This is a genomic window from Amycolatopsis azurea DSM 43854 (assembly GCF_001995215.1).
GTDB classification, from domain to species: domain Bacteria; phylum Actinomycetota; class Actinomycetes; order Mycobacteriales; family Pseudonocardiaceae; genus Amycolatopsis; species Amycolatopsis azurea.
This window is the reverse complement of record NZ_MUXN01000020.1, coordinates 1-12450: the sequence shown is the minus strand read 5'-3', so window position 1 is coordinate 12450 and position 12450 is coordinate 1. Positions and strand designations below refer to the sequence as shown.

Annotated in this window: 7 protein-coding genes; 6 read left to right on the top strand and 1 reads right to left on the bottom strand. The window is 70.7% G+C overall.

Annotated features, from left to right (window positions below):
- Positions 1 to 6 precede the first annotated feature (6 nt).
- From B0293_RS25275 to B0293_RS25255, 5 genes are all read left to right on the top strand, one after another.
- Entirely contained in the window at positions 7 to 372 is a 366-nt protein-coding gene (locus tag B0293_RS25275; RefSeq protein ID WP_245192099.1) for a hypothetical protein, read from the top strand.
- Positions 373 to 459: 87 nt separating this feature from the next.
- A complete protein-coding gene (locus B0293_RS25270; protein WP_005165922.1) occupies positions 460 to 1953 on the top strand; it encodes a TIGR02677 family protein in 1494 nt (497 codons plus the stop codon).
- Positions 1950 to 3170 (top strand): TIGR02678 family protein, encoded by a 1221-nt coding sequence (locus B0293_RS25265; RefSeq protein WP_005165924.1) that lies wholly within the window; start codon positions 1950 to 1952, stop codon positions 3168 to 3170. Before B0293_RS25270 ends, B0293_RS25265 begins: the two co-directional genes overlap by 4 nt.
- A complete protein-coding gene (locus tag B0293_RS25260) occupies positions 3167 to 7171 on the top strand; it encodes a TIGR02680 family protein (protein WP_005165926.1) in 4005 nt (1334 codons plus the stop codon). Before B0293_RS25265 ends, B0293_RS25260 begins: the two co-directional genes overlap by 4 nt.
- Before the next feature lie 66 nt (positions 7172 to 7237).
- Complete coding sequence (locus tag B0293_RS25255) at positions 7238 to 10252, top strand: AfsR/SARP family transcriptional regulator (protein WP_245192100.1); 3015 nt, start codon at positions 7238 to 7240, stop codon at positions 10250 to 10252.
- A 1-nt stretch (position 10253) separates the two neighbouring features.
- Here B0293_RS25255 and B0293_RS25250 read toward each other — a convergent pair whose 3' ends face one another.
- On the bottom strand, positions 10254 to 10712 hold the full coding sequence (locus tag B0293_RS25250; protein WP_039919502.1) for a hypothetical protein: 459 nt from the start codon (positions 10710 to 10712) through the stop codon (positions 10254 to 10256).
- A gap of 151 nt (positions 10713 to 10863) precedes the next feature.
- On the opposite strand from B0293_RS25250, the gene B0293_RS25245 reads away from it, so the two are divergent.
- Positions 10864 to 11745 carry a DUF4394 domain-containing protein gene (locus B0293_RS25245; RefSeq protein ID WP_005165932.1) on the top strand — a complete coding sequence of 294 codons (882 nt, stop codon included), beginning with the start codon at positions 10864 to 10866 and terminating at the stop codon, positions 11743 to 11745.
- Positions 11746 to 12450 lie beyond the last annotated feature (705 nt).

The following is a 12450-nucleotide window of genomic DNA, read 5'->3' as shown; positions in this document are numbered from 1 at the left end:
CCAAGTGTGACGGAACGCTTACGTCCCCTGTGCGTCTCACACTGGGTGAAGCTCCTGCTCGCGGCCCTCGCCCTCCTCCTCGCCGGCTGTGCGACACCCCAGCCAGGTCCGACACCCGAAGAAGCCTTCAAGTTCGGCGGGATCTCGATGCCCGCGAGCGGCAAGGTGCTGGAGACGAAGTACGAGCGGGGCATCGACGTGAGGTACCGCGTCGTCCTCACCCTTCCGGCGGAGGACGTCCCGCGGCTGCTCGAGGCGTCGGGCTTCGCGCCCGGTGCCCTGAAGGACGACCAGCTCATCGACGGTCGCCGGGTGTATCGCGAGGTCACCGTCGACGGGACCACCGTCCACCTCAGCCTGTTCACCACGTGAGCACTCAGCGTGAAAAAAGACGGTCCGTTCAGACTCGCCTGGGTGACCCCCTAACGTGGGACCCCACGCTTATCCGCCGGAGGACGCATGGATCCGTTCCGTGTACCGCCCGAGCTGTTCCGTTTCACCGACGGCAGCAGGTCCGGGCTCCCCCTGGCGATCCTGCACGCCTTCGGTGAGGCGAACGAACGGCTCGAGACGGCGCTCGGGATCGACGACGTCCGCACGGAACTGCGGGCGGTCGGCTGGATGGAGACGCTGGCCGACGAAGACCTGGTCAGCACGCTGGACCAGTTGCGGAACGACAAGCTCCTCGACGTCGTCCAGAACCACGCGGGCGATTACCGGACGGCGTCCGAGTACGAACGCCGCAATCTCCAGTACTCGCTGACCCGGCTCGGCGAAGCGGCGTACGCGGGCGTGGTCCGCGCGAACGAGGTGCTCAACGCCACCGGCGCCCTGCAGACAGCCACCCTCGAAGCGCTGGGTGAGCGGCTCGGAGAGCTCGCGAAGCAGCTCGAAGACGGCACCGACAGGCGCGTGTTCAGCACGCTCACCGAAGCCGAGGGCCATCTAGAGGCGTTCCGCGACAACACGAAGCGTTTCAACGGCGACCTCCAGCGCCTGCTGCACGCCGAAGCCGACCTAGCGACGTTTCACGAGGTCAAGGCGTCGACGGTCGCGTATCTCCAGGAGTTCCTGAACGACCTGGAGCATCACACCCACACGATCGCCACCCGCATCAAGGAGATCGACGACCACGGCATCGAGCGCGTGCACCGCCGGGCGCTCAACGGCGCGGCCCTGCCGAATCCGGATCAGCGCTGGCTCGACGTCCGCAAGGCCCGCTGGGACGGGCTTCGCGCGTGGTTCCTGCCCGAAGACGGGGCGACGCCGCGGGTCGAGGACCTGCACCAGGTCGCGCGGCGGGCGATCATCACGCTCTTGCAGGTGCTGGACCGGATCACCGAGTCGCGGCGGCGCGCGAGCAGCGCGGTCGCCGACTTCCGCGAGCTGGCGCGATGGTTCACCGTCGTCCCGGCGCAGGAGGACCTGCATCGCCTGTGGTCCACGATGTTCGGGCTCAGTTCCGCGCGGCACGCGCATCTGGCCCACGCGGACCCGGAAGTGGTCAGCACGACCGCGTCGTGGCTCGACGCGCCGCCGGTGGAAGTCTCGGAGCTGCTTCGGTCGGCGGGCCGCACCGAGCGGTTCACCAGGACCGGACGCGTCCGCGACGTCACGGCGATCCGGGCGGCGCGTGTCCAGCAGGCGATCGCGGAGCGCGCCGAACTCGAGGCGGCCTGGAACATGCTCGACACCGGCGGGATCGTGCGGCTATCGGCGTTCGAGAAGCTGGACCACACCGTCTTCGAGCGACTGCTGGACCTGCTGGGCCAGGCGTTGGGCAGCGCGGTCGGCGCGGACGGCACCCGGCGGAGCACGACGTCGGACGGCCAGATCGAGATCGTCCTGAGGCCGCCGCCCAAGGGCGCGCTCGCGCGCCTGACCACCACGAGCGGCGTCTTCCGCGGCCCCGACTACGAGATCGAGATCAGCACGGCCGGAGGCGGTGCGTGAGCCTCACGAACCAACTGGTCATCGCGGAGCGCGAAGAGGTCGCCCGCGGGATCCGGGCCCTGCTGGCCACCCCGCTCATCGGCGAACGCGGCGCCCCGGAGACCTTCGACCTCATCCGGCGCCGCCGCGAGCCCATCCGGCAGTGGTTCGACTACTACTGCGGCTGGACGCTCACCGTCGAACCCCGGCTCGGCTACGCCCGGCTGGTCAAGGTCCGTGCCGCCGCCGACCCCAGCCGGCCCGCCCGGCGGCTGCGGTCCGGACGGGCGGCGTTCGACCGCCGCCGCTACGTGCTGCTGTGCGTGGCGGCGGCCGAACTCCTGACGGTGCCGGTGACCACCATCGGCCTGCTCGCCGACCGCGTGGCCAGGGCGAGCGGCGCCGACGACCTCGTGACGACGTTCGACGTCGCCTCCCGGGCCGAGCGTCTCGCGTTCGTGGACGTCCTCGCGCTGCTGGAGTCCTTCGGCGTCCTCGAAACCGCCGACGGCGACGCGGAGTCCTTTGTGGACGATCCGGCCGCGAAGGTCCTGTTCCGCGTCGACGCGACCCTGTTGCTGCGGATGCTCGCCGCGCCGGTCGGGCCGTCGCAGCTGGCCGTCCCCGCCGACGACGTCGCGCTGCGGTTCGAGGAACTGCTGGAGGCGGTGTCGCACGAGCAGCGCTACGGCCTCTCCTCGGGCCGCCACGAGGACACGCCGAGCGCGTCCGACGTCCAGCGGAACCTGTGGCTCCGGCACACCGTCTTCCGCCGTCTCGTCGACGACCCGGTGCTGTACTTCGCCGAACTGACCGCGGAGGAGCGCGCGTACCTCGGCTCGCCGACCGGGCGCCAGCTGCTGCGGCGCGCCGCCGAACAGGGCGGTTTCGTCCTGGAAGAACGCGCGGAGGGTGTGCTGCTCGTCGACGTCGACGGGCTGTCCACCGACGAGCGGTTCCCGGACGACGGCAGCAACGCCAAGGTCGCCGCGCTCCTGCTGCTCGACGTGCTCGACGAGCCGCGGACGACGGACTACCTGCGCAACGCCACCGCCAAACTGCTGAAACGCTTCCCGCGCTGGGCCAAGACCTACCGGGGCAAGGACGGCGTGCGACGGCTGACCGTCGACGCGCTCGCCGTGCTGACCGGCTTCGGGCTGGTCCGCGCCGAAGCCGAACTCGTCCGGCCGCTCCCGGCCGCCGCGAGGTACACCGACCGAAACGAGGAGGCGCCGTGACCGTGACGAGGTGGGTCCCGTCCCGCGCGGGCATCCTCAACATCTGGCGCTACTACGACGAGATCTTCGAGTTCCACGACGGCCGCCTCCTGCTGCGCGGCCCCAACGGGAGCGGGAAGTCGAAGGCGCTGGAACTGCTGCTGCCGTTCCTGTTCGACGCGAGCCTGCGCGCGAACCGGCTGTCGACCTTCGGCACCAGCGAACGCAGCATGCACTGGAACCTGATGGGCGAAGGCGCTTCCGGCGCCACGCGCGTCGGGTTCGTCTGGCTCGAATTCGGCATGGCCGGGGACAAGTGGTTCACCTGCGGCGCGCGGCTTCAGGCCAGCACGCACACGAGCACGGTGCACGCCGACTTCTTCACGACGGACCTTCGGATCGGCGACGGCCTTTCACTGGTCAACGAGGCGGGCCAGCCGCTGACCAAGAACGCGCTGGAAGAGGCCCTCGGCGAACAGGGGACCGTGCACGCCGGCGCGGCCGAGTACCGCGCGGAGATCCGCGCGAAGCTGTTCCCCACCTTGAGCGAGCAGCGGTACGACGCGCTCATCACCGCGCTGCTCCAGCTGCGGATGCCCAAACTCTCGCAGCGGCTCGACCCGAGCCTGCTGTCCAACCTGCTCTCCCGTGCGCTCCCGCCGTTGGGACAGCAGGAGATCGCGGATCTCGCCGAGGGTTTCGAACGGCTCGACGCGCAGCGCGAACGGCTGGGCTCGCTGGAGACCGAGGTCGACGCGACCCGCGCGCTCGCCGCGCGCCAGAAGACCTACGCCCAGCGCGTCCTGCGCGCGGGCGCCGCGAACCTCATCTCCGCGACCACCGAACTCGACGAACTCGCCGCGGCCGCCCGCCGTTCGGCCGAGGAACACGACGAGGTCGCCGCGAAGAAGGAAGCCGCCGAAGAGCAGGCGGCGAAGTTCGAAAAGGACGTCGAAGAGACCGAAGCCCGCCTCGCCGGGCTGACCGAGTCCGAGTCGTACCAAAAGGGCCAGGAACTCGACAAGCTGCGGCAGCGGACCCTCTCCGTGAAGGAAAAGGCGGAATCGCTCCGCTCCGACGCCGATCGCCTCCGTGCCGAGGCGGACGCCGACGAAGAGCGCTCGCGAGCCGCGAAGCAGGTCGCGAAACGGCAGGCCGACCTCGTCCGCGCGCAGGAGACCGAGGTCGCCTCCGCCGCGACCCGCGCGAACCTGGCCGGAGTGCACGACGAACTCGTCGCGGGCCTGCGTGAGCCGGAAAAACCGAGCGAACCGACCCGGCTGCGCCCCCTGCTGCAAGCCGCCGTCCGCGGCAAACGCGACCAGGTCGAAACCGTCGGCCGGGCGCTGGACAAGCACGAACGCGCCGTCGGCCGCCGTCACCAGGCCGAGGCCGATCTGGACCGGGTCCGGTCGGATTTCGCGGCCTCGCAGGAGAAACTGGACCTGACGACGGCGACCCGCGAACTCGCGCTGAGCGATCTGCGCACCCGGCTCGCCGAATGGGCGATCGGCTGCCGCGAGCTGCGGTTCCCCGACGTGGAAGCGATCGTGCGGGACGCCGAGGCGGAGGTCTCGCTGCTGGGCAGGATCAGCGCGGTCGCCGAGACCGTGCTCGAAGACATCATCCGGCGCGAGGCGGCGACCAGCGCCGCGCTCGCCACCGCGCGCGCCGAGCACGACGAACTCCTCGTCGAGGCGGGTGTGCTCGAAACGGAGGACGTCCTCCGACCCGAGCCGCCGCGCACCCGCACGGCGGACCGGACCGAGATGAGCGGCGCGCCGTTGTGGCGACTGGTCGACTTCGCCGGCTCGGTCCCGGAAAGCGCGCGGGCCGGGATCGAGGCCGCGCTCGAAGGCGCCGGTCTGCTGGACGCCTGGGTGAACTCCCACGGCGTCGTCGAAGGGCACGACGTGCTCTTGGAGACCGGTTCGCTGCCGATCGCTTCCCCCCGTTCGCTCGCCGACGTCCTCGTGCCGGAAGCCGACGCGGAACTCTCGCCCGCGAAGGTCCGGCGGGTGCTGGAAGTGATCGCGTTCGACGACGTCCTCCCCGCCGGTCCCGCCGCGATCGGCGCGGACGGCGGCTGGCGGATGGGCGGCCTGTCGGGCAGCTGGGCGAAGGACGCTCCGGCCCACATCGGTGCCGCCGCCCGCCGGCGGGCCCGGGAACGCCGGATCGCCGGACTGCGGGACGAGATCTCCGGCCGCGAGAAGCTCATCGCCGAGCTGGAAGGCGAACTGGCCGCGCTGCGCGGCAGGCGTGAACTGATCAAGATCGAACGCGCCGCCCGCCCCGGCCACGACGATCTCCTCGCCGCGACCGGCGAGATGACCACGGCCGAGGCCGATCTGACCGCCGCCGACGCCGCCGTCCGGCACCTGGAGACGACGGTCTCCGCGCTGGAATCCGAGGCCAAGACCGCGCTCCACGAGCTGACCGGTCAGGCGTCGGAGAGCGGGCTGCCGACCGAGCGTGCGCCGCTGGCCGCGCTCGCCACGGCCCTGCGCACCTACTCCGACCAGGGCGAGAACTGGTTGTACGAGAACGGGAACCTGCGCACGGCGACCCAGCGGGCCGAGACGTTCGCCGAACAGGCGGACCGGTCGGAGGGCAACGCGGCCCGCCGTGAGGACGAGGCCGCCGAGGCGGAGGCGGAACGCACCAAACTCACCGCGATGCTCGACGCGATCGAGGGCTCCGTCGGCACCGGCCAGCGTGAGGTGCTCGCCGAGATCGACGGCCTGCGCACGAAGCTGCGCGAGCTCTCGGGCGAACTCCGCGCCGCGAACGCGCGCGCCAAGGAACTGGCCGTGTCACTGGGCGCGCTCGGCGTCCGGCGCACGACCGACGCGCGGGCCCGCGAAGAGGCCGCCAAGAAGCAGGACGCCGCCGCGCTCCGGTTCCGGAAGCTCGCCACCGGGATCTTCCCGGCGGACGGCGGGATCGAGGATCTGCCGAAGTTCCAGGCCACTCTGTCCGCCTCCGACGGGGTGCGGTCGGCGCTCGACACGGCCCGTCTGGTGGCCGCTGCGTGGCCGTCCGTGCCGCACGCGCCGAGCAACCTCGGCGAGGCGCTGCACCGGCTTTCCGAGGCGGTGCACACCTGCCGGAACACGCTCAGCTCCCGCGCCGAACTCGATCTGGAGACCGACGAGGACGTCCAGATCTTCACCGCCGTCGTCGACGGGCTGCGGGTCGGCGCGACCGAACTGCTGAAGATCCTTTACGCGGAGGCGGAACAGAGCAGGCACGAGATCACCGGCCGCGAGAGCGACCTGTTCGACAAGACGCTGACCGGGGAGACCCGGCGGCATCTCGCGGCCCGCATCCGGCAGGCCAACGACCTGGTCGACGGGATGAACGCGCGCCTGGAACGGGTGCGCACCGCGTCCAGGGTCGCCGTCCGGCTGGTCTGGCAGGTCTCCCCCGATCTGCCGCCGGGCACCAAGACCGCGCGGGACCTGCTGCTGAAGGATCCGGACCAGCTGACCACCGAGGATCGCGCGTCGCTGCACAAGTTCTTCCGCGAGCGCGTCGAGCAGGCGAAGGCGGACGACACCGCGACCAGCTGGGAGCAGCAGCTCGCGCAGGTCTTCGACTACACGTCGTGGCACCGGTTCGTGGTCAAGGTGGACCGCGCGAACGGGGCGGGCTGGCAGCTGCTGACCAAGAAGCTGCACGGCGCGCTTTCCGGCGGGGAGAAGGCGATCGCGCTGCACCTGCCGCTGTTCGCCGCCGTCGCCGCGCACTACCAGGCCGCGCCAGAGGCACCGAGGGTGATCCTGCTCGACGAGGTGTTCGTCGGCGTCGACACCACCAACCGGGGGCAGGTGTTCGGCCTGCTGTCGGCGCTCGACCTCGACCTGATGCTGACGTCGGACCACGAGTGGTGCACCTACGCCGAACTCGGCGGCGTCGGGATCCATCAGCTCATCACCGGCGGCGACGGCGACGACGCGGTCACCACGGCCCGGTTCACCTGGAACGGCCACGACCTCCTGCCCGCCGAACCGCGTTAGCCTGAGCGGCTCAAAAAGCGGATAACTCGCTTGTGCGGCGCGGGACGGCTCGCTACGTTCCTGCCGGTGGCGCCGACGGCTGTGCGGATCCAAGTGCTGGGTGCGCTGCGCGTTTGGCTCGACGGGGCGGAACTCGACCTCGGCCCACCGGGCCGCCGTGCCGTCCTGGGGTTGCTGGTCCTCGCCGGCGGTGAGGCGATGTCCAAGCAGGAACTGGTGGACGCGCTCTGGGGTGACCGGCCGCCGCGCAGCGCGGTGAACGTCCTCCAGACCCACGTCAAACACCTGCGACGGCTGATGGAACCCGGCCGCGTGTCCCGGTCCGGCAGCGAGATCCTGCCGTACGTCGGCGGTGGGTACGCGCTGCGCTGGGACGCCGCCGAGATCGACCTGCCCCTCGTCCGCGCGCTCGCCGCCGAGGCGAACGACGCCCAGCGTGACGGCGAGACCGCCCGTGCCGCGGCTCTGCTCGGCGAGGCACTGCGCTGGTGGCGTGGCAAGCCGCTGGCCGATATCCCATCGCTCGCAACGCATCCGAAGGTCGTGGCGCTGGTCGCGGAACGCCGCGCGCTGCTCGCCAGGTACGGCGACGCGATGCTCGCCATCGGTGCCGCCGGCGAGGTCTTGACCGAACTGGCCGAAGCCGCCGCGGAGCAGCCGCTGGACGAGCCCGCCCAGGCCCGGCTGATCCGCGCGTACCACGGCGTCGGGCAGCGGGCGACGGCTTTCCGGCTGTACCAGGAGGTTCGCGGTCGGCTCATCGAGGAACTGGGCGTCGAGCCCGGTTCCGAACTCGTCGCGGCGCACGCCGCCCTGCTCGACGAGGGGGAGTCGCCGCCCGGTCCGCGTCCCGCCGCCCGTGTCCCCCGGCAGCTGCCCGCCGAACCGTCCGGCTTCACCGGCCGGACGACCGAACTGTCCATTTTGGACGAACTGGTGCCGAAGGCGGGCCGTTCCGGCGGCGCGGTGGCGCTCGCGGCCGTCACGGGGACGGCGGGGGCCGGGAAGACCGCGCTGGCCGTGCACTGGGCCCACCGGGTGAAGGACCGCTTCCCCGACGGCCAGTTCTACGCCAACCTGCGCGGCCATTCGCCCGGCCCGCCCGCGACGGCGCTCGAAGTGCTCACCCGCTTCCTGTCCGCGCTGGAGATCCCCGCCGAACGGCTGCCCGCGGACACGGAGACCGCCTCCGCGCTGTACCGGACGCTGATGACCGACCGGAAGGCCTTGGTACTGCTGGACAACGCCGTCGACGTCGACCAGATCCGGCCGCTGCTGCCCGCCGGACCGGGCTGTCTGGTGCTGGTCACCGCCCGGGACCGGATGACCGCCTTGGTCGCCCTGCACGGCGCCCGGCGGCTGACGCTGGGCATGCTGGATCCCGGCGAGGCGCTGCAGTTGCTCTCGCGGGTGCTCGGTCCCGAGTGGGTCCGGGCCGAGCGCGAAGCGGCCGCCGAGGTGGCCAGGCTGTGCGCGTATCTGCCGCTGGCGCTGAGGATCGCCGCGGCCAACCTCGCCGACAATCCCGGGAAGAGCGCCGAGGACTACGCCGTCGAGCTGCGCAAGGGCAATCTGCTCGCCGCGCTCACTGTGCCGGGTGACGAGCAGATCGCCGTCCGTACCGCGTTCGACCTGTCCTACGCGGCCCTGCCCGAGGAGACGCGCCGGGTCTTCCGGCTGCTGAGCCTGGTGCCGGGCAACGACATCGGCACCGAAGCGGTCGAAGTCCTCACCGGCGCGGAGCGGGCGGGCACGATCCTGGACACGCTCGCGGGCGCGCATCTCGTCGAGCAGCACGCGCCGGACCGCTACCACTTCCACGACCTGCTCCGCCGCTACGCCGCCGACCGCCTTACGTCGCTGGAATCCCCGGCCGAAAGCGAAGCCGCCCGCCGCCGGTTGCACGAGTGGTACCTGCGCGGCGTGGACGCGGCGGCGAAAATCGTTTACCCGCACATGTTCCGGATTCCGCTGTCCGTGCCCGACGGCCTGGTTCCCGTCGCCGTGAAGGAGAACGCGGCGGAGTGGCTGGAGTCCGAACTGGGCAACCTGGTCGCCGTCGTCGAGGACGCGGCGAGGCTCGGGCCGCGTCCGGTGGCGTGGCTGCTGGCCGACGCCCTGCGCGGCTCCTTTTGGATGTCGTTGCGGCAGGTGGAATGGCGGGCGGCCGCCGGGGCCGCGCTCTCCGCCGCCGAAACGGAGGGCGATCCCCGCGCCCGTGTCTCCGCGCTGTTCAGCCTCGCCGACTTGAGTTTCCGTCAGGGGCGGTACCGGGAGGCCGTCCGGCACTACACCGGCGCGCTCGTACTCGCCAGGCGAGCGGACTGGCCCGAGGCGCGGGCCGCGGTGCTGGGCAACCTCGGTTGTGTGTACTGGCAGTCCGGACGGCTTCCGGCCGCCGCGGCGCGGTTCTCCCGGGGGCTGGAGTTGAGCAGGCGGGCGGGCAAACCCGCCGGGGAAGCCGTAGCGCTGGGCAATCTGGGGCTCGTCCACTGGGAGATGGGCGACCTGCGCGCGGCGGCGGACCATTACGTCCAGGCGTTGCGCCGGTATCGCGGGCTGGGTTCGCGCTACGGCGAGGCGATCAACCTGGCCAACCTCGGCCAGGTGCAGCACGCTCGCGGCCGGATCACCGAGGCGGCGGGCCTGCTCGCCAAGGCGCTGGCCCTGCACCGCGAGGCCGGGAACCGCGCGGGCGAGGCGGAAACGCTCGGCAGGCTCGCTTCGGTGTACTGCGATCTCAGCAGGTTCACCGACGCGCTCGACCACGCGCGCGAGGCGCTGCGGCTCGCGCGGAGCACTGGAGAACCGCGGGGCGAGGGCGAAGCGCTCGTCGCGCTCGCGAGCGTGCATCAGCGCACGGGCCACCGCCAGGACGCCGTCCGCCGGTACCGGCAGGCCCTCGCACTGCTGCGGGAAACCGGCGACCGGTATCCCGAGATCGACGCGCTCATCGGGCTCGCCGCCGCCACCGGCGACCTCGGCCAGGCCCGGCAGGCGCTCGCTCTGGCCGGCCGGGCGGGCTACGGCGCATTGCGAAAACGGGCGGCGGCCGCGGTCGAGTCCATTCTCCGCGCCTGATTCACGCGGGGTCGATGCCGCTGGTGATCTTGTACGCGCCCGCCGGGACGAAGTTCACGATGACCCACGGGTTGACGCCGTGTTCCTTGCCCGCGTTGTCGGCGCAGGAGAACTCGCTCGTGTCGGTGGCGGTCCACTGGCTGCTTCCTTGCGGTGGCTTCTGCAGCGACTCCTCGATCCTGCCGACCCAGCGGCAGGCAGGCGTGTGCACCCGCGCGATCACCGAGGGTTCGATCCAGGCGACCGTCCCGCCGTCCGCGCACCACGAAAGGTTGTAGGTATAGGTCCATCTCCCTGGATCTTCGAGTACCACAGGTTTGATGGTCTTGACGCCGGACGCGCACGGCCGCGCGGCGTTCGTCTCCTCCGCGCTCGCCTCCTCGGCGCTCGCCTCGGCGCCGCCGAACGCGAGCCCGGCGCACAGGACCACCGAACCGGCGAGAACGTTCTTGATCGTCATCACTCCCCCTGAATCCGTTGTCGTTCCACTGTTCCGCCGGTTCCCGCCGGCCGCAAGCAGCCGGACGCCGTATCCAATCGACGTCCAATGGCCGTCCAGTGCCGCCGAATAGCTTGTGAGCGCATAGTTTCCGTTGAGGGGAGTACGGATCATGAGGGCACGACTCAAGAAGGTTCTGATCGCGGCGGCCACCACGGTGACCGTCGCGGCGTCGCTCGTCGTCGGCGGCGCGGGCGCGAGTTCGGCGCAGGGGGCCGGGCTGAGAGCGTTCGCGATCTCGGCGGACGGCAAGCTGATGGCCACCTTCACCACGGGCAATCCCCAGAGACTCGACTGGGTCCTGCTCGTACAGGGGCTCACCGGCGGCGAGACCAACCTGATCGGGATCGACTTCCGGGTACAGGACGGCCTGCTGTACGGGGTGGGGAACAAGGGCGGCATCTACACGATTTCGACCCCGGTCTCGGCTTCGGCTTCGAAGGCGCCCGAGGTCCTCCTCAAGAAGGTTTCGCAGCTCACCATTCCGCTGGAAGGCACGAACTTCGGCGTCGACTTCAACCCGGCCGCCGACCGGCTCCGGGTGATCAGCGACACCGGCCAGAACCTGCGGCACAACCTCGCGGGCGCCACGATCGCGGACAACCCGCTGACCACACCCCCCAGCCCCGACCGGACCACCGGGGTCACGGCCGCCGCCTACACGAACAACGACCTCAACCCCGACACCGCCACCACGTTGTTCGACATCGGCACGGCCACCGACCAGGTGCTCATCCAGTCACCGGCCAACAACGGGCTCCTGGTCCCGACCGGGGCGCTCGGCGTCGACACCGGCCCGATCGCGGGCTTCGACATCTACAGCGATCTGACCTACGGCAAGACGACGTCGGTGAGCGCGTTCGCCGTGCTCAACCCGCCGTCGGGCTCGCCGTCGACGTTCTACACCGTCAACCTGCTGACCGGCACGGCGAGCAAGGTCGGCGATTTCCCGCTGCCGATCGGGGACATCGCCATCGCACTCGACAAGAACTGAACTGGGTGAGCTGTTCGGTGTTCGGCCGTCGGTCCCCGGCCGGACACCGAACAGCCGTACGGTTGGTTGGTCGGCTGACTATCGCTCGGATACTGGTTGCCGGAAAACGGCGACGAGTATCCGGAACCGACGTCATTGCCGGAAATCGGCAATGCCTTGTGGTGTCTTATGTACCGGGCTCTGTTGGGGCGGCTTGCTCGGTGCGGTGGCGGCGACCGAGAGGTGGCATCGGGCAGTTTCCGAGATCTCGCCGCCGGAAAACGGCCACGCACGATGCCGATCGAGCATCCGGAGCAAACGTCATTGCCGGAAAACGGCAACGTCCTGCGTTGTCCGCGAGTTCCAGATCCGCCGGGGACGGCGTGGGGCGGCGCCGTAGCAATGACCGAACCAACCCCGCCACGACCGATCGCACACGAGGGCAATACAGGCCAGTTCCCAAGAACTCACTGCCAAACGGCGACAGCGCCAACCGAAAATCCGAAGCCGACGTCGTTGCCGAAAATCGGCAATGTCTTGCGGTGTCTGCAAGATCAGAAACTGTCGGTGGTCGGTCGTATGGTCGTCGGGTGGACACACACGAAGCCACCGCAGTGGCACTACTCAAGAAACTCACCGAACCCGGCACCCTGGAGTCGGTCAACGCTGCTGTCTTTTCCTTGGACGACAGCGATTGCGTCGCTCTCGCGAAGGCGGCGTCGGCGG

Bases quoted from the DNA above. Each gene is read 5' to 3' on its own strand.
- B0293_RS25250 (WP_039919502.1), bottom strand. From the start codon at position 10,712: ATGACGATCAAGAACGTTCTCGCCGGTTCGGTGGTCCTGTGCGCCGGG.
- B0293_RS25270 (WP_005165922.1), top strand. From the start codon at position 460: ATGGATCCGTTCCGTGTACCGCCCGAGCTGTTCCGTTTCACCGACGGC.
- B0293_RS25245 (WP_005165932.1), top strand. From the start codon at position 10,864: ATGAGGGCACGACTCAAGAAGGTTCTGATCGCGGCGGCCACCACGGTG.